Below are 23,539 nucleotides of genomic sequence, written 5' to 3'. Positions count from 1 at the left end.
GCCACCGTCATCGCTTGCGCCAGACGAACAGCCCGGACATCGCGTAATTCCACACCACGCCCATCAGTGCGCCGGCCGCGCCCGCCAGCCACCAGATCGGCTCCTGGTCGTAGACCGAGAACGCGACGCCGACATTGGCGAGCAGGCCGACGCTGCAGACCAGATAGAACAGCAGCAGGCCGCGCAGGATGCCAAAGCCCTTCAGCCGCTGATCGCGATAGGTCAGGAAATTGTTGAGGATGAAATTGCTGGTCATGGCGACGATCGCACCGGTGGCCTGGGCCTCCGGGAATGGCGCCTTGAACAGTTCGAGCGCGATGAACAGCACGGTGAGGTGCACCACCAGGCCGAGCCCGCCGACCGCCGCGAACAGAATGAAGCGCAGCGAGATCAGATCATTGGTCAGCTTCGCCAGCACCAGGCCGAGGAAGTCGAGCGCGACCATGGAGTCGAGCTTGCTCTCGCCATGCTGGCGGGCACCGAAGGTGTAGGGGATTTCGACCGCGCGCAGCTTGCCCTCCGCGGTCGCTACGACGTCGAGCAGAATCTTGAAACCCTGCGTCGACAGCTGCGGCGCGAGCTGCTCGAAACGGTCGCGGCGGACCATGAAGAAGCCGCTCATGGGGTCGGCGATCTCGACCTTCAGCGCGCGGCGCGCGATCTCGGTGGCAAACGCGCTGGCGCCGGCGCGCTGCTTGTTGAAGCCGTCGGCCTTGTAGCCCTCGATATAGCGGCTGCCGACCACGAGCTCGGCCTCGCCGCTCTGCAGCAGCGCCACCATCTTCGGCAGCTGGGTCTCGTCATGCTGCAGGTCGGCGTCCATCACCGCGGCATAGGGCGCGCTCGAGGCCAGGATGCCCTCGATGCAGGCGCCGGACAGGCCGCGCCGGCCGATCCGACGGATGCAGCGCACGCGGGAATCCTTCCGCGCCAGCGCGCGCACCACGTCCCAGGTTCCGTCGGGCGAATTGTCGTCGACGAAGATGACTTCCCAGGACACGTCCTTCAGGATCGCGTCGAGCCGGCGGTACAGCACCGTGACATTGTCGCGTTCGTTGAAGGTCGGGACGACCACCGAAAGCAGCGGCAAGCTTGCTGCCAGCGATGAGGTTTCGGGGCTCGGCTTGATGGCTTCGTTCATGAGCGCCAGCGTATAGCCGCAGCCTCTCCCGCTGCCAAGGCAGGCCGACCCAAACGCACGCTCGGAAAGCGGGAAAACGGGGCAAAACACCCCTGAAAATGCCAACGACCACGAACAAGGGGCGCGCGTACATCCGGCGCAGCCAATCAATGTCGTGGTCGTCCGGCGCCGGAGCCCTGAAGCTGCAACGTCGCCGTTGGAAGCAAGATAGGAAGGCCCCAGGCGGTCCGCAAGGGGCGCAGGAGGCGCTAGTTGTTCGGGACTTCCCGGATCACCGGGCCGCGTGGCGCCGGGGCTGCCGGCGCGGCCTCGGCAGCTGGAGCCGCCTGCGGCTGTGCGGCGGACCGGGTCGGGTTACGGAGCTGGCTCGGCGACGGCCCGTAGATGAACGCCGCCGCCAGCGCGACGGCCGCGACCAGTGCGCCCAAGAAACCTGCCGTCGATTGTGATCTCATGCCGATGATCCCCTCGCCTGCGCGGATTGATATCAAAAATCGGCCGGCCGCAACAGGATTTGGGAACCTATTTGGCCGCGGCTCTGCGCCGGGTGAAGGCGGTCACGATGTCCTTCTGCGCGAGCTCGATCGCACGGTTGGCGGTCGTCAGATTCGCGTCGGCGTCCTGCTTCGGAAATTGCAGCGACAGGAAGTCGATCAGCGACACACGGAAGTTCTGCCGCTCCGACGGACAGACATTGGCGATCAGCGAGGTGAACTCCTGGTCGGACATCGCCTTGTTGCTGTCGCGGGGATATTCGCGGGCGAGACAATTCCAGTAGGCGTCGCGGCCGGTGATCGCGAGCTTGTGCGCATCGTCGACCTCATCGGCCATTGCAGCGGAGGATATGGCGGCGGAGGACATGATCAAGAGGGCGGCCGCAACCAGCATGCGCATTGTTGTTCTCCATTTTGGCGCATCGTAGCGAAGAGCGACAGCGACGATAAGCGCCGCCGTGCCGATCTGGCAAACTGGCCAATCACAATTATTTTGATTAGTCTTGCTTCCTGTTCCCTCCCTCACGATGAGTGCAGTCGTGGCCAAAGCTCCCACCAAGGCGACCCAGACAGACACCAAGGCAACCAAGACAGACGCAGGCAACATCTATATCGGCATCGGCGGCTGGACCTTCGAGCCGTGGCGCGGGGTGTTCTATCCGGAGAAGCTCGCGCAAGCGAAGGAGCTGTCCTACGCCGCCTCCAAGCTGACCTCGATCGAGATCAACGGCACCTATTACGGCTCGCAGAAGCCGGAGAGCTTTCGCAAATGGGCCAGCGAAGTGCCCGACGGCTTCATCTTCTCGCTGAAGGGACCACGCTTCGCCACCAACCGCCGCGTGCTCGCCGAGGCCGGCGATTCGGTGAAGCGGTTCTATGATTCGGGCGTGCTGGAGCTGAAGGACCGGCTCGGGCCGGTGCTCTGGCAGTTCGCGCCGACCAAGAAGTTCGACGGCGCCGATTTCGGCAAGTTCCTCGAGTTGCTGCCGCGCAAGCTCGACGGCCGCGCGCTGCGCCACGTCGTCGAGGTCCGCCACGACAGTTTTTGCGTGCCCGAATTCGTCGCCCTGATTCGCGAACACGAGGTGCCGGTGGTGTTCGCCGAGCACGGCAAATATCCGGCGATCGCCGACGTCGCGAGCGACTTCGTCTATGCGCGGCTGCAGAAGGGCAATGACGAATTGAAGACCTGCTATCCGCCGAAGCAGCTCGACGCCTGGGCCAAGCGGTTTCAGGACTGGGCCGCCGGCAGCGAGCCTGACGATCTGCCGAAGGTCGAGAAGACCGCGCCCAAGAAGGCGCCGCGCGACGTGTTCGCCTATGTGATCCACGAGGGCAAGGTCCGCGCGCCGGCCGGCGCGATGGAGCTGATCGAACGGGTGAAGTGAGCGAGAACCGATGGCGAAGGCCAGGAAGCTGTTCACCATCGGCTACGAGCAGACGCCGTCGAAGGCGGTGCTCGACGAGCTCGAGCAGGCCGGCGTCAAGCTGCTGGTCGACGTCCGCGCCATCGCCTCCTCGCGCCGGCCCGGCTTCTCCAAGACCCAGCTCGCCGCCGGTCTCGACGAGCGCGGCATCGGCTACGTCCATCTGCGCGGTCTCGGCACCCCGAAAAGCGGACGGGAAGCGGCACGCAGCGGGCAATATGCGCTGCTGCACAAGATCTATTCGGCGCACCTGAAGACGGCGCAGGCCAAGGAAGAGCTCGACGAGCTGTCGGCGCTGGTCAAGCAGTCCGGCCCGGTCTGCATCCTCTGCTACGAGCGCGACCACCAGCACTGCCACCGTCGATGGATCGCCGAGATCATCGAAGAGCGCGACGGCGTCAGGATCGAGAACCTGGCGGCACCGCAGCTCTAGCCTGCCTCGCCCGGCACGTTCAGCGTTCCCTCCATCATCGTCACGCAGCCGCCGCCGACATGCACCGAAGTGATCGCGCCGCCTTGCTTGCGCACGCGCGTCAGCAACAGGCTCGGCCGGCCCATGTCGACGCCCTGCCCGATCCGCAGCCGCAATTCGCCATCGCGCGCGGGATCAATATCGGCGAGCAGCGCCGCGCAAGCCGCGGTCGCGCTGCCGGTGGCGGGATCCTCGGACAGGCCGCTGGCGCCCGGATGGAACATGCGCGCCTGCAGGTCGAGCGGCTGCTCGCTCGCCGGCACGTCGCGCGTGTAGAAATAGACCACGTCGCGGCCGATCTCGGCCAGCGTCCTGGCGAACGCCGCAGCATCCGGCCGGGCGCGCCTCAGCGCCTCGCGCGAGGCGATCTCGACCACCAGGAACGGCAGCCCGACCGAGACGACCTGCGGCGCGTGCCGATCGGTCTTCACATCAGCCGCCGTCAGCGACAGGCACGCGGCGGCGGCGGCCGCGCTGACCTCATTGGTCCGCTGCAGCGCCTGCGGCGCGGTCAGCTCGGCCCCGACCACATTGCCGCCGTCGGACAGGATCTCGACCGGCACGAGGCCCGCCTTCTCCTCGAACCTCAAGCGCGCCGGCGCCTTCGCGGCCCGGCTTGCCAGCACGAAGGCAGTGCCGACATTGGGATGGCCGGCGAACGGAATTTCCGAGCGCACCGTGAAGATGCGAACCTGGGCGTCGTTGACCTTGTCCTGCGGCGGCAGCACGAAGGTCGTCTCGGAATAGTTGAACTCGGTCGCGATCGCCTGCATCGCTTCGGTCGAGAGCCCTTCGGCGTCGAGCACCACGCCGAGCGGGTTGCCGCCGAAGGCGCGGTCGGTGAAAACGTCGACGGTGATATAGCGCCGCTGCATCCTGCTTGTCCTCGTGCTCCGGTCATTCCGATGACGTCACCGTACCACGGCCCGAGCGATGCCCTTCAGAGCACTCGGTACAATCGCGGGCAAGTCACATGCAGACAGCTCGCGCGGCTTGAAGAGACGTGCGTGATTGCCTCGGATCATGTGAGCGTTGCCGCCTACCCCAGCTGCCAGACGTGCACCGGGTGCTCGTAGCCCCGCACCGGGATCTCGCCGCGCGACACCGCGTCCTTGCAGTCGTCGCCGAGCGCATCACGCACCGCGGAGGAAATCAAAAACTGCGAGCCAAGATCCTTGTTCAGTGCCTCGAGCCGCGCCGCAAAATTCACGGTGTCACCGATCACGGTGTATTCCTTGCGCCGGGGCGAGCCGATATTGCCGGCGACGACCTCGCCGATGTGGATGCCGATGCCGATGCGCAGCGGCCAGCTCGTCGCCGCGTTGGTGCGCTCGTTCGCCGCGAGCATTTCACGCGCGGCGGCGACCGCCTGATGCGCGGCGTCGCCGGTCTCGAACGGGGCACCGAACAGCGCGAGAAAGCCGTCGCCCAAAAACTTGTTCACGATGCCGCCATGGCGATCGAGGATATCGACCAGCACGGCAAAGGCGCCATCGAGCCTGTCGACCACCTCTTGCGGCGAGCGGGTGCGCGCACCGGCCGTGAAGCTACGGAAATCCACGAACATCACCGCAACACGGCGGATGTCGCTGCCGGTGCCGGCACCCTCCGTCATCAGACGTTCGACCACCTGCGGCGAGACGTGCTGGCCGAACAGATTGGTGATGCGATCGCGCGCGGTGGCGGCCGCGATGCTGGCCGCGAACTGCCGGCGCAGCTGCATGCCGACCGCGCCGGCCAGCATGCCGCAGATCAGGATGATCGAGCTCCGCGCGGCGTGATAGTAGATGCTGGTCTCGGCCGCGCCGCCGCCCGAGGGATGGAAGAACACCGCCATGTAGAACAGCTCGGCCGCCGCGACGAAGCCGGTGAAGGTCGAGAGCCAGAAGTCGAGCCGCAGCGTCGACAGGATGATGAAGACGAAATAGATCAGCGGCGCCACGAAGCCGAGCGCCTCCTGCGGCCCCATACTGTTCATGTGCAGCGCCAGCACGACGGTCGGCAGCGACGTCTCGACCAGCACGCCGATGTAGCGCCGGACCACCGGCAGGTCGCGCCCCTTGCGCATGTGCCAGCTGATTGCCCCGTGCACCCAGAGCTCGAACAGGATCAGCGGAATGGTGACGTAGAAGACGTAGACGGGGCTGAGGTTGCCGTGCCAGACGCGGCTGACCGCGTCGGGCGCAAAGAAATACACCAGCAGACTGATCGCCGCGAGGGCAGCGGCGGTAGCGATCAGCACCCTGATGCGGAGCAGCTCGGTGGTCATCACCTCGCGCATCAGGGCGTGATGGAAATCGGCGGATACGGTTGTGTCTGCCGCTGCGCCGCTTTTGTCCGAAGATTCCGCCATGCCTCCCACCCCGTCATCCCGGGGCGCGAAGCGAACCCGGAATCTCGAGATTCCGGGTTCGATGCTTCGCATCGCCCCCGGAATGACGATCATTGATGGCATCCATCATAGCCTCAATCGAGCGTGCGGCGGAAGCGCGTCACCGCGATCGTCATGGCGAACAGCATCAGGGCGACCAATGCGACGGTGTCGTATTGCAGGTTCTTCATCGCCGCCCCCTTCAGCATGATGGCCCGGACGATGCGCACGAAATGGGTCAGCGGCAGCCCCTCGCCGATATATTGCGCCCAGACCGGCATGCCCGCGAACGGAAACATGAAGCCGGACAGCAGGATGCTCGGCAGGAAGAACATCATCGAGAGCTGCATCGCCTGCAGCTGGTTCTGGACGATGGTCGAGAAGGTGTAGCCGATCGACAGATTGGTGGTGATGAACAGTGTGGTGAGCAGCGCCAGCAGCGTCAGGCTGCCGAGGACCGGCACACCGAACAGCACAATGCCGATGGCGATGATCAGCGTGGCCTGGATGAAGCCGACCAGCACATAGGGGATGATCTTGCCGAACATCACCTCGACCGGTTTGATCGGCATCGACAGCAGGCTCTCCATGGTGCCGCGCTCGATCTCGCGCGTCACCGAGAGCGCGGTGAAGATCAGCATGGTCATGGTCAGGATGGTCCCGACCAGGCCGGGCACGATATTGAGGCGCGAATCCGCCGCCGGGTTGTAGCGGGCGTGGGCGCGGATTTCGAACGGCATGTCCGGGGGATCGCCGACGTGCAGATCATGCGCCAGCGCCGATTGCACCAGCGGCCCGAGTGCGCCGAGCGCCGAGCCCGACGCGACCGGGTCGGTGGCATCGGCGGCGACCAGCAGCGCCGGTCTGTCGCCGCGCCGCACCGCGCGCTCGAAGCCGCGCGGGATTTCGACGCCGAACAGCACCTTGCCGGATTGCAGCAGCTCGTCGAATTCCTCGACGGTGTGGACCTCGCGGACAAAATGGAAATAGGCGGTGTTCTCCATCGCCTTCAGGATCGAACGGCCGAGATCGCTGTCTTCCTGGGTCAGCACCGCGGTCGGCAGATTGCGCGGCGTGGTGTTGATGGCGTAGCCAAACAACGTCAGCTGCATGACCGGCAGCATGATGATCATGGCGAAAGAGACGCGGTCGCGGCGAAGCTGGATGAACTCCTTGACCAGCATCGCGTAGCTGCGCCGCCAGAAGCCGAATGCCGGCTCCCTCGCCTCGCTGTTCTGGATCGTTTCCGTTGCGCTCATCGCAATTATCCCTGGAGATTATCCTTGAAAGTTATCCTTGGAAATTATCCTTGGAGCGCCCCATCAGATCGATGAAGACGTCTTCGAGCGACGGCTCGCTGGCCTGCCAATGCCACTTCGAATTGTCCCGATAGGGCGCGATCGCGGCCTCGAGCGCCGCCTTGTCGCGGCCGGAGACGTGCAGGCTGGTGCCGAACGGCGCCACCATGTCGACGCCGGGCTTGTCCGTGAGCTCGGCCATCAGGCCGTTGAAATCCTCGCCCGTCACCGTCCAGGTCGACAGCGCGGACGCCGCGATCACCTCGTCCACCGTGCCATGGGCCAAGAGATGACCGTAGGCGATGTAGGCGATCTCGTGACAGCGCTCGGCCTCGTCCATGTAATGGGTCGAGACCAGCACGGTGAGGCCTTCGGCGGCGAGCGCGTGGATCTCGTTCCAGAAATCGCGCCGCGCCTTGGGATCGACGCCGGCGGTCGGCTCGTCGAGCAGCAGCAATTGCGGATTGGGCAGCGTGCAGGCGCCGAGCGCGAGCCGCTGCTTCCAGCCGCCGGAAAGGTCGGCGGCGAGCTGCTCCTCGCGGCCCTTCAGCCCGATCCGCGCGATCATGTCGGCCGCGGCGCCGCGCGCGTCCGGCATGCCATAGAGCCGCGCCACGAATTCGAGATTCTCGCGCACCGACAGATCCTGGTAGAGGCTGAAGCGCTGCGTCATGTAGCCGACCTTGCGCTTGATCTTGTCGGCATCGCGCCGGATGTCGTAGCCGAGGCAGGTGCCCTCGCCGCTGTCGGGCGTCAGCAGGCCGCACAGGATGCGGATGGTCGTGGTCTTGCCGCTGCCGTTGGGACCGAGGAAGCCGTAGATCGAGCCGCGCTTGACCTGCATCGACAGGTCATGGACGACCTCGCGTCCGCCAAACGACTTGGTCAGGCCCTTCACATCGATCGCGATGGAGGGTGCGTTGGACCGCGCGCTGGTGGAGCCGCCGTTCATCTGCGCTCCGCCACCGGCGTCTTGGGATTGAGGTAGATGCTGATCGGCTGACCGACGCGCAGCACATCGGGCCGGCTCGGCCGCGCCTGGATCAGATAGACCAGCTTGTTGCGCTCATCGAGGCTGTAGATGACCGGCGGCGTGTACTCCGCCGTGGTGGCGATGAAGTAGATCTTTGCCGTGAGGTCGGCGGCGCAATTATCGCAGGTCACCCTCACCTCGTCGCCGAGCGCAAGCTTCGGCAGCTCGGCCTCCGGCACGAAGAAGCGCAGCTTCATGTTGCCGGGCGGCATGATCGACAGCACCGGGCGCTGCGCCTGCACCATCTCGCCCTCGCGGAAATAGATCTGCTGGATCGAGCCCGCGATCGGCGCAAAGCCCTTGCGACGGTCGAGCCGGGTCTGCGAGGTGTTGACCCGCGCCTCCGCGACGCGCAGCGCCGAGACCGCGGAATCCAGATTGGCCTGGGTGCCGGCGCCGGTGCCGCGCAGCGAGGCCGCGCGGTCATAGCTCTGCCGCGCATTGGCGAGGGTCGCATTGTTCTGGTTGAGATCGGCGCGCTGCAAATCGTCGTCGACCGAATAGAGCAGATCGCCGGGCTTGACCTCGTCGCCTTCGCGCACATTGAGCTTGATGACGCGGCCGGATTCATCGGGGCTGACGAAGATCATGTCGGCCTCGACCCAGCCCTGGAAGCCGGGATCACGCTTCTCCTGGCAACCGGCCAGCGCCGCCGCCAGCACGACTGCGGTCACGAGCTTCATCATGCGCGAGCCGGTCATGGCTTGCTCCGTTCGCCGAAGATCAGATCGAGATGAACCTTGAACATCGCGAGGGCATCGAGCGGCGCGTGCCGGGCAAACAGGCCCTGCCAGATCACCGCGACGATCGCGGGCGCCACGACGAGTTGCGGAAACTGCGCGAGTTGGCGCTGCCTGATCTCGCCGCGCGTGATCGCAAGCTGGATCAGCGCCTGCATCGCGGCCATCCCCTTCGACACCACCTCGCGGAAATAGAAGTCGGCGATCGTCGGGAAGCGCGGCCCTTCGGAGACGATCAAACGGACGATGTCGCCGCGCCGGGTCGACACGATCTCGCGGATGAAGGTCTCGGCAAACCTCTCCACCGCATCGCGCACCGGGCCGGTGATGGTGGGCGGCGCGGCCATGCGATTGACCAAGGGCACGACTGCGGTGCGGATCAACTCCTCGAACATCGACTCCTTGTCCTTGAAGTACAGATAGAGCGTGCCCTTCGCGACGCCCGCCCGCCTGGCGACATCGTCGAGCCGCGTTGCGGCAAAGCCGCGCGCAATGAACTCGTCCATCGCCGCCTCGACGATCGCAGCGCGCCGCTCCGCCGATTTCTCGGCGCGGTTCGCAGCAGGCTTGGCCTCGGGCAGCTTTGCCGAGGCCACCTTCGGGATCCTCGCCGCGGCAGCCCGGATCGCGGTGGCCCGGCGCCTGGCGGGCCGGGAGCGGGTCGTCTTTTCGATGCGCTCTGTCATGGTCATAATATGACTGACCAGTCAGTCATTGTCAATGTGTTCAGAGAAAACGCCTGCCGGCCGGAAGCGTTCCTGTCGGCCTTCCCGGCCCCTCAGGGTGCGCATAGATTCGCGATCTCGCGGCGCAAATGCCCGAATTTGCTGCTTATTTCCGCCCCTCTGGGGAACAGTGGGCGCTGGGAAAGCCGGGTGCCGATCGCACCCGCGGGCCCTGTGCAACAAAAAGGCACAGGGGTGGCACCACAGGTGTAACCGGAGCAATCCGGCTTTGCCTGCGCGATGCGCTACGGCTCACTTCGTGCTCTCCCCGGCGAGATTGGGGGGAATTTGATACAAGCGGTCCGCTGGGGGAACACCAATGAGCGATTGGTTACACAACCTTTCTGTGCCGTGGATGGCCTTCATCGTCTTCGGCTTCACCTATCTTGTTGCCGTTCTCATTTTCGCAGGCGTTGCGATCCTGTCGACCAAGGAGCGCGCAACGTCTTTCAAATCGATCTCTCCCGGCATGTTGCCGGTGCTCGGCATCCTTTTCGGCCTGTTTGTCGCGTTCACCGCGGCACAGGTCTGGAGTGACAGTGATCGCGCCACCGCGGCGGTGAGCCGCGAAGCCAGTTCGCTGCGCGCCGTCACCCTGCTCGCCAGCGGCCTGCCGCCGGAGCAGGAGACGCGCCTGCGCGGCCTCGTTCGCGACTACGTCGAGGAAACGGTCGCCGTGGAATGGCCGATGATGGCGCGCCAGGCTGCATCGCTCAAGGCAGCGCCCCCCGCGCTGACCGCGGCGCTGCGGCTTGTCGTATCAACGCCCGCGCAAAACCCGGGCCAGCAGACGACGCAGCACGAGATCATCACCAATCTGAATTCGGCACTCGATGCGCGACGACAACGGATCATCGTCAGCCAGACGGAGGTCGACTCGATCAAATGGTGGTGCCTCTACCTTCAGGCCATCTGCGAGCTATTGGTCATTGCCCTTGTTCACTGCGACAACCGGTTGGGATCCGCCATCGCGATGGGACTGTTCGCGACCGGCGTGGCCACATCGGTTCTGCTGATTGCCGCGCACGATCGACCATTCACCGGCCAGATATCGATTGCGCCGACGCCGTTGCTGCAGATCATGCCGGACAAGGAGGCTAGCCGATAAGCGCCGGACCGCACACGCGCGCTGTCCGCTAGGTGTGAAACTTCAACCCATCGAGGATCTTGTCGACCACCTTGCGCTCGGCGCGAATGGCGAGGCCGACCAGGTTGAGCTCGCTGCGCACGACCGCCTTCACCACCTCGCGGTTGGCGGCGTCATGCGTCGTCTTGAACATGTCCTCGGTGTAGAGCGCCGGCTGCACGTTGCGCGCCAGCGCGCGTTCCAGAGCCCGCGACAGCGCAGGCCCGTCGGCGCCGTAGATCAGGATCGGCTGGCCGATCAAAGAGAGATATCTGGTCCCCGAGCCGTCCTCGTAATTCTCGCCGATGCATTCGGGAAAGGAAGCCGCGATGCCGCCGGCAAGAAACGACGCCACGTTGAGCTTCTGCCAGACTTCCAGGTCGGTGCGGATCACGACCGCGATCTTGGTGTCGAACTGCATGGCGATAAATCTATCCGCAGGTTGACGACAAACGCCAGTTCTGACCGCGCATCCCTCATCTGCCCGCCAGGCGCTGACGTTAGTTTCTTGAGCAACCCACGGGCGGACCCTGCCCGCCCGAAGGGCGACGTCGCGGCTGGCGAAGCTGATATCGCTGCGGCGAAGAAGCTCAACCCACACGTCGACCGCTAGCCGTGCGACGTCGCAAAGGCCAGATCCGTGCCGGGACGGAAAGCGATAGTCAGCTCCTGCGCCGCGTAGTAGGCTTCGGGCGTTCGATGACCATCAGCATATTTCAGGGCATTGCATCATGATCAGCAAGGCCGATGTTGTTGTTATTGGTTCGGGCGGATTGGGCGCGGCCACAGCCTATTACCTGAGCAAGCGTGGAGGTCTCAGCGTCGCCCTTGTCGACAAGCATGAGATCGGATCGCAAACCTCGCCCCGCGCGGCAGGCATGGTGAGTTGTGCGCGCAAGAGCGACTTGATGATTGGCCTCATCAAGGACGCATGCCGCAAGATCGAGGCGTTCACGGAAGAAACCGGCCAGCCGCTCGACTGGGTGCATTCGGGCAGCCTCAAGGTTGCGCGCCGGCCGCAGGACGCCGAAGTGATCGAGGACGACTTCGAGCGCGGACGCAGCACCGGCCTCGACGTCGAGCTGATCTCTCCGGAACAGGCGAGCGCTCTCAATCCGTTCTTGCAGCCGACGGGCGTCGTTGCGGCGATGCGGATCGGCGACGACCGGTATTTCGACCCGGCGCAGGTTGCCGTCGGTTTCGCCACAGCCGCCGCGGCCAACGGTGCAACCTTGCTGCCGAAGACTGACGTGCGCGCCGTCAACATCGTCGGCGGCACCGTGATCGGCTTGACCACCGCGAACGGCGTCATTGAAAGTCCGGTTGTCGTCGATGCGGCCGGCGCGTGGACACGGCAGGTCGCGGAGGCGAGCGGGATCCGCGTGCCGCTGGTGCCGACCCGGCAGCAGTTGATCGTGACCGAGCCTTTGGATGGCGCGCGGGCCGACCTGCCGATGATCCGCATCATGGATGCTGCGGTGTATGCCCGCCCATGTCAGGGCGGCTTCCTGTGGGGTGTCTACGAGGAAACGCCGCGCTTCTTCGATATGCAGTCGCTTGGGGCCGGCTTCGACGTCAAGGACATGCCGCTCGACATCGGCGTGCTTCATGCCGCCGCCGATGAGGTCAAGGACCAGCTCCCGTTCCTGCAAACCGCCAAGGTGCGGGAGTTTCGCGGCGGCATTCCGACCATGACCGCCGACGGCCATCATATTCTCGGCCCGGCCGCCGGCGTGACCGGCTTCTATTTTGCGAGCGGGTGCAACGTCGCCGGTCTGTCGATCTCGCCGACCGTCGGCGAGGCGCTTGCGGCCTGGATCGTGGACGGCAAGCCGCCCGTCGATCTATCGCCGATGTCGGTCATGCGGTTCAAAGACCAATCGTGGTCCGAAGACCAATTGGAGCGCGACGCCGCCTGGCAATACCGGCACTTTTATGGCGCCGTCTGAGCGCGGCAGCGCGCTTTGCCCACCAGGCGGATTGCGGCGACTGCCCTACCCCTTGGCGTCGCAGGCCCAGGCGCGGATCACGCATTCCTTGCCGCCATAGTCGTAGCACTTCCTGGTCGCGGCATTGAGCGAGCTCGAGATCTTCGGCGCCACGGCATAGCCATGGGCGCCGCAGGGATTCTTCATGTCGATCGAGAGCGCGGCGCAGGCCCGCTTCATGGTCACGGTGGTGCAATCGCCCTTGCACTGCTTCAGCGCGGCGGCGCGCGCCGCGCCTTCCGCCGGATAGTCGTAGGCCTGGCCATAGGCCCCGCACTTGCCGACCGCGAACGCGCCGGCCGCGCGCGCCTTGGGCACGAAGGTTTCCACGGAGAAACGCGTGGCGCCGAGCAGCAATGTCAGGACGAGAATCGTCAACGCGCGACGCTGCGCGACGGCGGTCGAAATGATCAAGCGGAAATCCCCCAAAGCCCGGCGCGGACTGTACGCAGGGGTCGTTTCCAGATGGTGAATGACGGGTTGAGAGCGAATTCTATCCACTCGTCGTCCCGGCGAAGGCCGGGACCCATAGCCACCGATGGTGATGATTGCGCGAGGCTCTGGCCGCTATCCCACCAACAACAACGATTGGTGGTAATGGGTCCCGGCCTTCGCCGGGACGACGCGGAGAATGTTCAGCCCTGTCTTGCCGCTTCCAGCGCCTGCGGCGTGTCGATGTCGAGGAAGGCGCTGTCGCCGTCGACCGGGACCTCGGCGACTACCTCGGCATGCTTGGTGATCAAGTGACGCGCGCCGATGTCGCCGTCGAGCGTCATCAGCTCCTTGAAAAAGCGCCGCGACCACAGCACCGGATTGCCGCGGCGGCCCTCACTGACCGGGACCGCGATCAGATGGCCGCGGTCCGGCGCGAAGGTCTCGATCAGGCGATCGATCAGCTTCGCATCGATCAGCGGCATGTCGCCGAGGCAGACGATCGCGCCGTCGGCGCTGTCGGACACCGCCGCAATGCCCGCCTTCACCGAGCTGGCGAGGCCGCCGGCGAAATCCGGGTTGCGGACGAATTTGACCTTGAGGCCATCGAGCGCCTGCTCGACCAGCTCGGCCTGATGCCCGGTGACGACGATGACCTCGGAAGCCTTCGAGGCCAGCGCTTGCTCGGCGACGATGCGCGCGAGCTTCTTGCCGTCGAGCTCGGCGAGCAGCTTGTTCGGGCCGCCCATCCGGGTCGAGCGGCCGGCGGCAAGCACGATCGCGGCGACGTTGCGGTTGCCTTCGGTGTCCGGCACGGTGCGCGGCTGCGGCCGCGTCACGATCTCCATCAACAGGCCGCCGACGCCCATGCCGGTGAGATCCGATCGCGTCACCTTGATGCCGGCGAGCAGCCGCATCAAGACCCAGTCAAAGCCGTTCTCGACCGGCGAGCGCGCGCAGCCCGGCGCGCCCAGCACCGGCACGCCGCCGGCGCTGCCGATCAGCAGCAGATTGCCGGGATCGACCGGCATGCCGAAATGCTCGACCGCGCCGCCGATCTCAGTGATTGCAGCGGGAATGACATCGCGGCGATCGGCGATCGCGGACGCGCCGAACACGATGACGAGCTCGGCGCCGAGCCCGAGCAATTCCTTGATCGAGGCCGCCAGCACCGTCTCGTCATGCGGCACGCGGCGCTCGGCGATGATGGTGGCGCCGGCCGGCGCGAGCCGTTCGGCGGTGACGCGCAGCGTCTTATCGATCACCTTCGGCGCAAGGCCCGGCAGCAGCGTCGAGACCACGCCGACCTTCTGGATCACATAGGGCGCGATCCGCAGCGTATCCTTGCCGGCGACCGCGACGGCGGCATCGCGTAAGCGCCCCTCGACGCCGAACGGGATCAGCTTGACGGTCGCGATCATCTCGCCCTCGACCACCGGCTTGAACGCGGCGAGAGTTGCGAAGGTGATAGCCTCGTCGACGTCGTTGATACGGTCGACCGCGGCGCGATCGATCACCAGCACGCCGGGGCGCGCCGCGAACAGATTGGCGCGGCCGGTGAAGGCGCGCTCGACGTTGACGCCGTCGCCGGCCACCGCCTGCGCGATGCTGGCGGCCGCGGCGTCCTCGGAGACGTCGCCCTCGTCGAGCCGCACCACGACGATCTCGTCGACGCCGGCCTTGGTCAGCGCCTCGACCTCGGCGAGGCCGATCGTGGTGCCCTTCTTGAGCACCAGCGCGCCCTGGCGGAGGGTATGCACGGTGACGCCGCCAATCGCGTCGGCCGGACTGGCGGGACCGAATTTCATGCCGCTTCTTCTTTTTCTTTGGGGGGCAAGCGCAGCTGCGCGGTGATCTCGGCCATGATCGCGACCGCGATCTCCGACGGCGACACCGCGCCGATATCGAGGCCGATCGGCGCGTGGATGCGCGCGATGTCGCTGTCCCTGGCGCCCTGCGCGCGCAGCCGCTCGGCGCGCTTGGCGTGGGTCTTTCGCGATCCGAGCGCGCCGATATAGAAGCAGTTGCGGTCGAAGGCGTGCAGCAGCGCCGGATCGTCGATCTTCGGATCATGCGTCACCGCGACGAAGGCGGTGTAGTGATCGACGTTGAGCGGCGGCAGCGCGACGTCGGGCCATTCGGCGACCAGCGGCACGTCGGGGAAGCGCTCCGGGCTCGCAAACGCGGTGCGCGGATCGACCACCGTGACGTCATAGTCGAGCGAGCGCGCCAGCGCCGCCAGCGCCTGGCTGATATGGACCGCGCCGATGATCACGAGCTTTGCGGTCGGCGCGTAGACGTTGAGGAACAGTTTTTTGCCTGATACCTCGACATTGCCGCTCTTGCCCATCCTGAGCTGCTTTGCGAGCTCGGCGCGCAGCGGATCGGCGGCGATGTCCGCGGCCTTGACCAGGCGCTGATCGCCATTGGCGGTGTCGGTAACGATGATCACCGGGCGGCGCGCGGCGCGCTCGGCGTTCAGCTCTTTCAGGATCTCGAGTTTCACGGCTAACCGACCTTCTCGACGAAGACGCGGATGGTGCCGCCGCAGGACAGGCCGACATTCCAGGCGGTCTCGTCGGCAACGCCGAATTCGAGCATTTTTGGCTGGCCGCTCGCGATGACGTCGAGCGCTTCCGTCACGACCGCGCCCTCGACGCAGCCGCCGGAGACCGAGCCGAGGAAGGTGCCGTCGTCATTGATGACGAGGCTCGAGCCGGCCGGGCGCGGCGCCGAGCCCCAGGTCTCGACCACGGTGGCGAGCGCCACGCCATGGCCCTCTTTCTGCCAGGTCTCGGCGGCCTGCAGAATGTCTTCGTCGCGGTTGAGCATGAGAGCGTCTCCTCAAGCAACAGAACGGATCAGGCTGCGGTGGTGCGCCGGCGGCGGGGATGACAGCGCCCCGATCAAGCCCTTGATGGACGTCAAGTTATGCACCGGGCGAAATTCGTCAACGTGGGGCAGCATCATTTTGATGCCCTGCGCCTTGGCCTCGAAGCCGGAGTAGCGCAGCAGCGGATTGAGCCAGATCAGGCGGCGGCAGGAACGGTGCAATCGGTCCATCTCGAAGGCCAGTTTGGCATCAGCCTCCCGTTCTAGTCCATCGGATATAAGGAGGACGATGGCGCCCTGCCCGAGCACCCGGCGGGCCCAGAGCTGGTTGAAGCTGTGCAGCGAGGTCGCGATCCGCGTCCCGCCGGCCCAGTCCTCGACCGAGGACGAGCAGCTCGCCAGCGCCTCGTCGGGGTCACGGGCCCGTAACGCCCGCGTCACATTGGTCAGGCGGGTGCCGAACAGGAATACCGAGACCCGCTTGCGGTAGTCGGTGATGGCATGCAGGAAATGCAGGAACAGGCGGGTGTACTCGCTCATCGAGCCCGAGATATCGAGCAGCGCCACGATCGGCGCCGGCTTCTCGATCCGGCCGAGCTTTCGGATGTCGATGATCTCGCCGCCGGTGCGCAGCGAGTTGCGCACGGTGCGGCGCATGTCGAGCCGCAGGCCCCGCGCATCCGGCTGGTAGCGGCGGGTCACGAGCTCGGCCTGCGGCAGCCGCATCTTGGCGATCTCGCGCGTCACCTCGGCGATCTCCGCCGCGGTCATCTGCGCAAAATCCTTCTTCTGCAGGATCTCCTTGTCGGAGACCGAGAGCTTCAGCTCCTGCTCCTGGGCCTGCGGCCGCTCCTCGCTCCGCGCCGGCTGCGCCATCGCCTCCTGGACGCGGCGCGAGGCCGGCGGCGGCTTCTTCCTGGCGTGGTCCGGCAGCGGCACCGAATCCAGCATGCTCTTCCACTCCTCGGCGGCGCGGAAGAACAGCATAAAGGCCTGGCGGAAGATCAGCGCGTGCTCGTGGCGCTTGACGAAGATCGCTTCCAGCGTGGCGTAGAAATCGGAGCGATGGCCGACCTCGATCAGCTGCAGCGCGTCGAGCGCATCGATCACCGAGCCCGGCCCGACGGGAAGCCCGGCCGCCCGCAGCGCGCGGGCAAAGCCGATCACGTTGTCGGCCATGTGGCCGGTCGGAGGCGCGAGGTGGTTGATCGCCATTGTTATTTGGCCTCGTCATTCCGGACCGCACGAAGTGCGGATCCGGAATCTGGAGATTGCGGCGCGAGATTCCGGGTTCACGCTTCGCGTGCCCCGGAATGACGGCTAGTCGCTCGTCGCTTCCTTCAATGTCTTCTGCAACGCATCGCCCTGCATGCGCGCGATGTCGTCCTGATACTTCAAGAGCGCGCCCAGCGTGTCGCCGACGACCTGCGGGGTCAGAGAGCGGGCGTCGAGCTCGGACAGCGCGGTGGCCCAGTCGATGGTCTCGGCGACGCCCGGCGACTTGTAGAAATCCTGGTTGCGCAGCGCCTGCACGAAGCGGACGACCTGCTGCGACAGCTTGGCGGAGATGTTCGGCACCCGCGACTTGACGATCGCAAGCTCGCGCTCGGCTGTGGGATAATCCACCCAGTGATAGAGACAGCGCCGCTTCAGCGCGTCATGAATCTCGCGCGTGCGGTTCGAGGTGATGATCACGATCGGCGGCGCCGGCGCCTTCACGGTGCCGAGCTCGGGAATCGTGACCTGGAAGTCGCTGAGGATTTCCAGCAGATACGCCTCGAACGCCTCGTCGGCGCGGTCGAGCTCGTCGATCAGCAGCACCGGAGGACCCGCGACATCAGGCTCGAGCGCCTGCAGCAGCGGCCGCTTGATCAGGAAGCGTTCGGCGAAAATGTCGCTGGCGAGCTGGTCGCGATCGGTATCGCCGGAAGCCTCCGCAAGGCGGATCGCGATCATCTGCGCCGCACTGCTCCACTCGTAGACCGCGGAGGCGACGTCGAGGCCTTCATAGCATTGCAGGCGGATCAGCTTGCGCCCGAGCGCCGCCGACAGCACTTTTGCGATCTCGGTCTTGCCGACACCGGCCTCGCCTTCGAGGAACAGCGGCCGGCCCATCCGCAGCGCGAGATAGGTCACGGTCGCGAGCGACCGCTCGGCGAGGTAGCCGCGCGAGGTCAGGAGATCCTCGAGCGCATCGACGGAAGTGGGTAACGCCGATGCACTCATGGAACAGCCAGTCTTCGAACAGAGGTCAGCAAAGTCACGCCTTGGTACTTAGTCCTTGGCGTTCGCGGCTTCCACCGCCCTGCGCGTCAAAACGCCGATCAGATGCGCGCGGTATTCTGCACTGCCGTGCAGGTCGCTGTTCAGCCCGTCAGCCGAAACCGCGATGCCGTCGAGCACCTTGTGCGAGAAGCGCTTCTTCAGCGCGTCCTCGAACGCGGTGACGCGGAAGACGCCGTCGGAGCCCGCGCCGGTGACCGCGACGCGCACGTCGGACGGACGCTTGGCCACGAACACCCCGACCAACGCATAACGCGAGGCCTGGTTGCGGAACTTGACGTAGGCCGCCTTCTTCGGCAGGGGGAACATCACCTTGGTGATGATCTCGTCGGCCTCCAGCGCGGTCGAGAACAGGCCCTGGAAATACTCCTCGGCCTTGAGGCGGCGCTTGTTGGTGACGATGGTCGCGCCCAGCGCCAGTACCGCGGCCGGATAGTCGGCGGTCGGGTCGTTGTTGGCGAGCGAGCCGCCGATGGTGCCGCGGTGGCGCACGGCGGGATCGCCGATCAGGCCGGCAAGCTCGGCCAGCGCCGGGATCGCCTCGCCCACGACCGCGGAGTTCGCGACTTCGGCATGCTTGGCGGTGGCGCCGATGACCAGCGAGCGGCCCTTCATCTCGATCGTGTCGAGACCTTCGATGTGGGAGAGATCGACCAGATGCGGCGGGCTGGCGAGCCGCTGCTTCATGACCGGCACCAGCGTGTGGCCGCCGGCGATCAGCTTGGCGTCCTCGTTCTTCATCAGCAGGTTGGCGGCCTGCCGCACGGTGCCGGGACGGTGATATTTGAATTCGTACATTGGAATGTCCTGATCGCGCTCGCGATGAATTGCTGACTAGGCGAGGTCCGACTTCGCCATCGCCTTGGCGCCGGCGGCGATCGAAGCAACGATGTTCTGGTAGCCGGTGCAGCGGCACAGATTGCCTTCCAGCTCCTCGCGGATCACCTCGTCGGAGAGCTCGTGGCCCTTGCGATGGACCAGGTCGACCGCGGTCATGATCATGCCCGGCGTGCAGAAGCCGCACTGCAGGCCGTGATGCTCGCGGAAGGCCTCCTGCATTGGATGCAGCGGCGCACCGTCGGCTGCAAGCCCCTCGATGGTCTTGACCTCGTGACCGTCGGCCATCACCGCAAGCGTCGTGCAGGACTTCACCGCCCTGCCGTCCAGATGCACGACGCAGGCGCCGCACTGCGAGGTGTCGCAGCCGACGTGGGTGCCTGTCAGCCGCAGGTTTTCGCGCAGAAACTGGACCAGAAGGGTACGGGGATCGACATTCGCGTTCACGGGGTTGCCGTTCACGATCATTGAAATCTTGGCCATCAGCACTCTCTTATCTGCGCCACCGCATATCGGCGAAGCAGGCGGTTTTAAATCATTCCAGACGGCATAATATGGGCGCGCCCCGCGATGGGCAACCTTTCGAGCCACCCCTCCAGGACATGGCCGGACCTGAATAATCCAGCCGAAAGGCGGGGCTAACCCTGCACCGCCTTGGCGAAATTTGCAAAGAATTCATCGGCCAGCTTCTTGGCGGCGCCGTTGATCAGGCGCTGGCCGAGCTGGGCGAGCTTGCCGCCGATCTGCGCCTCCACATTGTAGCTCAGAAGCGTACCGCCATCCTTGTCTGCAAGGCCCACGGTGGCGCCGCCCTTGGCAAAGCCGGCGACCCCGCCCTCGCCTTCGCCTGAGATCTTGTAGCCGTTCGGCGGGTCGAGATCGCTCAAGGTGACCTTGCCCTTGAAGCGGGCGGAGACCGGGCCGACCTTCATCTTGGCGGTGGCGCGGAAGCCGCCCTCGTCGGTCTTCTCCAGCTCTTCGCAGCCGGGAATGCAGGCCTTCAACACTTCGGGATCGTTGAGCTTGTCCCACACAGCCTGGCGCGGCGCTGCAAGCTGGACTTCGCCGGTCATTGTCATGGCCATGGGGGACCTCCTCGATCGCTAGAACCTTTTCCCCCAAGTAAAGCAGGCGGGACACAAAGGAAAGGGCACCTTCGGAGGATGAGCGATGCATATTCGCAACCGCAGCAAGCCAAGCCGATCGTTCACGAAATCGCGCAATCCCCGTTGTTGAAAATGCAGGCAGCCCCGGGGCATTGGCAGCGACGCGCGACAGTGGTTAGGTCGCCGGCCATGAGCACAGCCCTCTCCCCCCTGCTTGCGCCGATGCTGTCGAGCGCCGCGATGCGCGCGGTGTGCAACGACGCCGCTACGCTGCAGAACATGCTGGATTTCGAGGCCGCGCTGGCCCGCGCCGAGGTGGCCTGCGGGGTGATTCCCGCAGCTGGCGCGGGACCGATCGGCGCCGCCTGCAAGGCCGAATCATTCGACCTGGCCGCGCTGGCCGACGCCGCGACGCGGTCCGGCAATCTGGCGATCCCGCTGGTGAAGGCCCTGACCGCCAATGTCGCCAGGGCGGACGCCGAGGCGGCGCGCTACGTGCATTGGGGCGCGACCAGCCAGGACGTCATCGACACCGCGACGATGCTGTCGTTGCGTGCGGGGATCGACGCGCTGCTGGCCGACCTCGACCGCGCCGTCGCCGGCTTCGCCGGGCTTGTGCGCGCCCATCGCGACACCGCCGTGGTGGCGCGGACCTGGCTGCAGCACGCGCTGCCGATGCCGTTCGCCCTCAAACTCGCCGAATATGCCGCGGCGCTGCATCGCTCCCGCAAGCGCTTGCTGCGCCTGCGCCGCGAGACGCTGGCGCTGCAATTCGGCGGCGCCGCCGGGACGCTCGCCGCGCTCGGCGATAAGGGCCTTGCGGTCGCCGCCGCCCTTGCGCAAGAGCTCGATCTGCCCCTGCCGGATGCGCCCTGGCATACCCATCGCGACCGCATCGCCGAGGCCGCGTCGGTGTTCGCCATCCTCGCCGGCAGCTGCGGCAAGATCGCGCGCGACGTTTCGCTGATGATGCAGACCGATGTCGGCGAGGCCTTCGAGCCTGCCGGCGCTGGCCGCGGCGGCTCCTCCACCATGCCGCACAAGCGCAATCCGGTCGCCGCCGCGAGCGCGCTGGGGGCTGCGACCATGGCGCCGAATCTCGCCGCGACGATCTTCGCCGCGCAGGTGCAGGATCATGAGCGCAGCGCCGGTCCGTGGCATGCGGAATGGCCGACCTTGCCGGGCCTGATGCTGGTGACCTCGGGCGCGCTTGCTGCCATCGTCGATCTCGCCGAAGGGCTTGAGGTCGATGCGGCGCGGATGCGCGTCAATCTCGATGCGACTCAAGGGTTGATCATGGCGGAAGCCGTCACCTTTGCGCTCGCCGACAAGATCGGAAAGAGCGACGCCCATCATCTGATCGAGGCCGCCAGCAAGCGCGCGGTCGCGGAGAAGAAGCACCTGCGCGAGGTGCTGTCGGCGGACGCCAAGGTCACCGCGCATCTCGACGCGAAACGAATCGCGGAGCTGTTCGAGCCGATGGCCTATCAGGGCGCCTCGCAAGCGCTGATCGACCGCCTGCTGGCTTCACTGGATGACAAATAGCGACGATGTCATTGCCGGGCAACAGCGCGAAGCGCATGTTCGCGCAGATGACCCGGCAAGCGCATGACGAGAGGGACAAGACGATGCCGATGATCAACGCCGACGGGTGCCTGCTCAACGTCCAGGTGGACGGCCGCGACGGCGGACCGACCTTGATGCTGTCGAACTCGCTCGGCTGCACCTTACAGATGTGGGAGCCGCAGATGCGGGCGCTGACGCAGCTGTTCCGCGTCATCCGCTACGACCGCCGCGGTCACGGCAAATCCGGCGTGCCGGCGGGCCCCTACTCCATGGAGCGGTTCGGCCGCGACGTGCTGGCGATCCTCGACGACCTCAACATCGAGAAGGTGCACTGGTGCGGCCTGTCAATGGGCGGCATGGTCGGACAGTGGCTGGGAGCGAATGCCCCGGAAAGATTCGGCAAGATCATCCTCGCCAACACCGCCTGCTACTATCCCGATCCGACCAACTGGCTGAACCGCATCAAGGCGGTGAAGGAAGGCGGCATCGCCGCCGTCGCCGACGCCGTGATCGCCGGCTGGCTGACCGCCGATTTCCGCGAGCGCGAGCCGGAAACCGCGGCGCGCATGAAGGCGATGCTGATTGCCTCGCCGGTCGAAGGCTATCTCGCCTGCTGCGAGGCGCTATCGACACTCGACCAACGCGCCCTGCTGCCGAAGATCAAGAGCCCGACCCTGGTGATCGCGGGAAAGCAGGACATGGCAACGCCGGTGTCGGCAGGCGAAATGATCCGCAGCGGCATTCCCGGCGCCAGCATGACGCTGCTCGATGCCGCGCACATTTCCAACGTCGAGCAGTCGCACGCCTTCACCGAGGCCGTGGTCGGCTTCCTGACGCAACGGTAACGGTCATCGTCATTCCGGGGCGATGCGAAGCATCGAACCCGGAATCTCGATCCGCATCCATAACTTCGAGATTCCGGGTTCGGTCCTGCGGACCGCCCCGGAATGACGTAACCGGGAAAGATGCTCTATGGGCGACAATCAGCACGCAGCCCGGATGCAGCGAAGCGAAATCCGGGACAAGTCTTTCGGCCAACGCTGAAGCCCCGGATTGCGCTGCGCTCCATCCGGGCTACGATTTCATGAGGAGACATCCATGGACGACAATCAGCGCCGCGACGACGGCATGACGCAGCGCCGCAAGGTGCTCGGCAATGAATGGGTCGACAAGTCGATCAAGAACCGCAACGCGTTCAACACCGACTTCCAGGACCTGATCACGCGCTATGCGTGGGGCGACATCTGGACCCGGCCGCATTTCGATCACCGCACCCGGCGCGTGCTTGTGATCGGCACCATGGTCGCGCTCGGCCAGTGGGACGAATTCCGCCTGCATGTGCGCGCCGCGCTCGCCGAGGGCGGCTTCACGCCCGAGGACATCAAGGAGATCCTGCTGCAGCAGGCGATCTATTGCGGCGTGCCCGCGGCCAATCACGCCGTCAAGGAAGCCGGCGCGATCATTGCCGAGCTAGGAGCATGATCCGGAAAAGTGCGAAGCGGTTTTCCGAAAAGATCATGCGAAAAAAACGACTAAAGCGCGAAGACTATCGCGCTTTAGGTGGTGTGGACACTAGCGCATCCATAGAACAATGGCAGCGAGAGTGACGACGGCCCGGTAATTCCGGGCCGTTTTTTCGAAGCGGGTTGCGACACGTCGGAACTGCTT

Annotated in this window: 26 protein-coding genes and 1 pseudogene; 7 read left to right on the top strand and 20 right to left on the bottom strand. The window is 65.7% G+C overall.

The window, feature by feature from the left end; genetic code table 11:
- Positions 1–7: 7 nt before the first annotated feature.
- From ACZBJS_RS36485 to ACZBJS_RS36475, 3 genes are all read right to left on the bottom strand, one after another.
- The gene (locus ACZBJS_RS36485) at positions 8–1,141 is read right to left on the bottom strand and encodes a glycosyltransferase (protein WP_057018443.1); all 1,134 of its coding nucleotides are present in this window, start codon (positions 1,139–1,141) and stop codon (positions 8–10) included.
- A 248-nt stretch (positions 1,142–1,389) separates the two neighbouring features.
- A complete protein-coding gene (locus ACZBJS_RS36480; RefSeq protein WP_057018442.1) occupies positions 1,390–1,596 on the bottom strand; it encodes a hypothetical protein in 207 nt (68 codons plus the stop codon).
- A 67-nt stretch (positions 1,597–1,663) separates the two neighbouring features.
- Positions 1,664–2,035, bottom strand: a complete 372-nt coding sequence (locus ACZBJS_RS36475) for a hypothetical protein (protein ID WP_028339943.1) — start codon at positions 2,033–2,035, stop codon at positions 1,664–1,666.
- A gap of 139 nt (positions 2,036–2,174) precedes the next feature.
- On the opposite strand from ACZBJS_RS36475, the gene ACZBJS_RS36470 reads away from it, so the two are divergent.
- The gene (locus ACZBJS_RS36470) at positions 2,175–3,023 is read left to right on the top strand and encodes a DUF72 domain-containing protein (protein WP_316398294.1); all 849 of its coding nucleotides are present in this window, start codon (positions 2,175–2,177) and stop codon (positions 3,021–3,023) included.
- Between the two features lie 10 nt (positions 3,024–3,033).
- The gene (locus ACZBJS_RS36465) at positions 3,034–3,495 is read left to right on the top strand and encodes a DUF488 domain-containing protein (RefSeq protein WP_057018441.1); all 462 of its coding nucleotides are present in this window, start codon (positions 3,034–3,036) and stop codon (positions 3,493–3,495) included.
- Here ACZBJS_RS36465 and ACZBJS_RS36460 read toward each other — a convergent pair.
- The 6 genes from ACZBJS_RS36460 to ACZBJS_RS36435 all read right to left on the bottom strand — a co-directional run bounded on the left by ACZBJS_RS36460 (position 3,492) and on the right by ACZBJS_RS36435 (position 9,668).
- The gene (locus tag ACZBJS_RS36460) at positions 3,492–4,409 is read right to left on the bottom strand and encodes a PhzF family phenazine biosynthesis protein (protein WP_463439916.1); all 918 of its coding nucleotides are present in this window, start codon (positions 4,407–4,409) and stop codon (positions 3,492–3,494) included. The genes ACZBJS_RS36465 and ACZBJS_RS36460 overlap by 4 nt on opposite strands.
- Before the next feature lie 164 nt (positions 4,410–4,573).
- Positions 4,574–5,887: an adenylate/guanylate cyclase domain-containing protein gene (locus ACZBJS_RS36455; RefSeq protein ID WP_463439915.1), complete on the bottom strand. Its 1,314-nt coding sequence runs from the start codon at positions 5,885–5,887 to the stop codon at positions 4,574–4,576.
- 113 nt (positions 5,888–6,000) lie between these two features.
- A complete protein-coding gene (locus ACZBJS_RS36450; protein WP_316398291.1) occupies positions 6,001–7,164 on the bottom strand; it encodes an ABC transporter permease in 1,164 nt (387 codons plus the stop codon).
- Positions 7,165–7,195: 31 nt separating this feature from the next.
- A complete protein-coding gene (locus ACZBJS_RS36445; RefSeq protein ID WP_316398290.1) occupies positions 7,196–8,155 on the bottom strand; it encodes an ABC transporter ATP-binding protein in 960 nt (319 codons plus the stop codon).
- Positions 8,152–8,937, bottom strand: a complete 786-nt coding sequence (locus tag ACZBJS_RS36440) for an HlyD family secretion protein (RefSeq protein WP_038388292.1) — start codon at positions 8,935–8,937, stop codon at positions 8,152–8,154. The genes ACZBJS_RS36445 and ACZBJS_RS36440 overlap by 4 nt, the downstream gene beginning before the upstream one ends.
- Positions 8,934–9,668 carry a TetR/AcrR family transcriptional regulator gene (locus ACZBJS_RS36435; protein WP_316398289.1) on the bottom strand — a complete coding sequence of 245 codons (735 nt, stop codon included), beginning with the start codon at positions 9,666–9,668 and terminating at the stop codon, positions 8,934–8,936. The genes ACZBJS_RS36440 and ACZBJS_RS36435 overlap by 4 nt, the downstream gene beginning before the upstream one ends.
- A gap of 352 nt (positions 9,669–10,020) precedes the next feature.
- Between ACZBJS_RS36435 and ACZBJS_RS36430 the strand changes: the two genes are divergently transcribed.
- Positions 10,021–10,809 carry a bestrophin-like domain gene (locus tag ACZBJS_RS36430; protein ID WP_463439914.1) on the top strand — a complete coding sequence of 263 codons (789 nt, stop codon included), beginning with the start codon at positions 10,021–10,023 and terminating at the stop codon, positions 10,807–10,809.
- Positions 10,810–10,837: 28 nt separating this feature from the next.
- On the opposite strand, the gene ACZBJS_RS36425 is transcribed toward ACZBJS_RS36430, so the two are convergent.
- Positions 10,838–11,248, bottom strand: coding sequence for a DUF2000 family protein (locus tag ACZBJS_RS36425; RefSeq protein ID WP_057018434.1), 411 nt, complete (start codon positions 11,246–11,248; stop codon positions 10,838–10,840).
- Between the two features lie 310 nt (positions 11,249–11,558).
- Between ACZBJS_RS36425 and ACZBJS_RS36420 the strand changes: the two genes are divergently transcribed.
- Positions 11,559–12,776, top strand: a complete 1,218-nt coding sequence (locus ACZBJS_RS36420) for an NAD(P)/FAD-dependent oxidoreductase (RefSeq protein ID WP_316398287.1) — start codon at positions 11,559–11,561, stop codon at positions 12,774–12,776.
- Positions 12,777–12,821: 45 nt separating this feature from the next.
- Here ACZBJS_RS36420 and ACZBJS_RS36415 read toward each other — a convergent pair whose 3' ends face one another.
- The 9 genes from ACZBJS_RS36415 to ACZBJS_RS36375 form a co-directional block, all read right to left on the bottom strand.
- The gene (locus ACZBJS_RS36415) at positions 12,822–13,172 is read right to left on the bottom strand and encodes a DUF4189 domain-containing protein (protein WP_371852140.1); all 351 of its coding nucleotides are present in this window, start codon (positions 13,170–13,172) and stop codon (positions 12,822–12,824) included.
- Positions 13,173–13,450: 278 nt separating this feature from the next.
- Entirely contained in the window at positions 13,451–15,055 is a 1,605-nt protein-coding gene (locus ACZBJS_RS36410; RefSeq protein WP_076828520.1) for an NTP transferase domain-containing protein, read from the bottom strand.
- Positions 15,052–15,753: an XdhC family protein gene (locus ACZBJS_RS36405; RefSeq protein ID WP_316398286.1), complete on the bottom strand. Its 702-nt coding sequence runs from the start codon at positions 15,751–15,753 to the stop codon at positions 15,052–15,054. Before ACZBJS_RS36405 ends, ACZBJS_RS36410 begins: the two co-directional genes overlap by 4 nt.
- Before the next feature lie 2 nt (positions 15,754–15,755).
- Positions 15,756–16,079 (bottom strand): XdhC family protein, encoded by a 324-nt coding sequence (locus tag ACZBJS_RS36400; protein WP_018272401.1) that lies wholly within the window; start codon positions 16,077–16,079, stop codon positions 15,756–15,758.
- A 12-nt stretch (positions 16,080–16,091) separates the two neighbouring features.
- Positions 16,092–17,294 carry a vWA domain-containing protein gene (locus ACZBJS_RS36395; RefSeq protein WP_028336802.1) on the bottom strand — a complete coding sequence of 401 codons (1,203 nt, stop codon included), beginning with the start codon at positions 17,292–17,294 and terminating at the stop codon, positions 16,092–16,094.
- Between the two features lie 105 nt (positions 17,295–17,399).
- Positions 17,400–18,305, bottom strand: a complete 906-nt coding sequence (locus ACZBJS_RS36390) for an AAA family ATPase (protein WP_076828515.1) — start codon at positions 18,303–18,305, stop codon at positions 17,400–17,402.
- A gap of 48 nt (positions 18,306–18,353) precedes the next feature.
- The gene (locus ACZBJS_RS36385; protein ID WP_316398285.1) at positions 18,354–19,160 is read right to left on the bottom strand and encodes an FAD binding domain-containing protein; all 807 of its coding nucleotides are present in this window, start codon (positions 19,158–19,160) and stop codon (positions 18,354–18,356) included.
- Between the two features lie 36 nt (positions 19,161–19,196).
- Positions 19,197–19,682 (bottom strand): (2Fe-2S)-binding protein, encoded by a 486-nt coding sequence (locus ACZBJS_RS36380; RefSeq protein WP_028336799.1) that lies wholly within the window; start codon positions 19,680–19,682, stop codon positions 19,197–19,199.
- A 155-nt stretch (positions 19,683–19,837) separates the two neighbouring features.
- Positions 19,838–20,284, bottom strand: a complete 447-nt coding sequence (locus ACZBJS_RS36375; RefSeq protein WP_016840413.1) for an SRPBCC family protein — start codon at positions 20,282–20,284, stop codon at positions 19,838–19,840.
- A gap of 210 nt (positions 20,285–20,494) precedes the next feature.
- Here ACZBJS_RS36375 and ACZBJS_RS36370 point away from each other — a divergent pair, with 210 nt between their 5' ends.
- From ACZBJS_RS36370 to ACZBJS_RS36360, 3 genes are all read left to right on the top strand, one after another.
- Positions 20,495–21,850 carry a 3-carboxy-cis,cis-muconate cycloisomerase gene (locus tag ACZBJS_RS36370; RefSeq protein WP_316398284.1) on the top strand — a complete coding sequence of 452 codons (1,356 nt, stop codon included), beginning with the start codon at positions 20,495–20,497 and terminating at the stop codon, positions 21,848–21,850.
- Positions 21,851–21,933: 83 nt separating this feature from the next.
- On the top strand, positions 21,934–22,716 hold the full coding sequence (gene pcaD / locus ACZBJS_RS36365; RefSeq protein ID WP_092090128.1) for a 3-oxoadipate enol-lactonase: 783 nt from the start codon (positions 21,934–21,936) through the stop codon (positions 22,714–22,716).
- A 253-nt stretch (positions 22,717–22,969) separates the two neighbouring features.
- Positions 22,970–23,353, top strand: a complete 384-nt coding sequence (locus tag ACZBJS_RS36360) for a carboxymuconolactone decarboxylase family protein (protein WP_028336796.1) — start codon at positions 22,970–22,972, stop codon at positions 23,351–23,353.
- A gap of 90 nt (positions 23,354–23,443) precedes the next feature.
- Here ACZBJS_RS36360 and ACZBJS_RS36355 read toward each other — a convergent pair.
- Positions 23,444–23,539 (bottom strand): annotated as a pseudogene (locus tag ACZBJS_RS36355) (IS5/IS1182 family transposase); the annotation flags it as partial.

It is taken from the genome of Bradyrhizobium sp. KZN70725 (assembly GCF_055264925.1).
The sequence above is the reverse complement of the archived record's forward strand: the minus strand, read 5'-3'. Positions and strand labels throughout refer to the sequence as shown.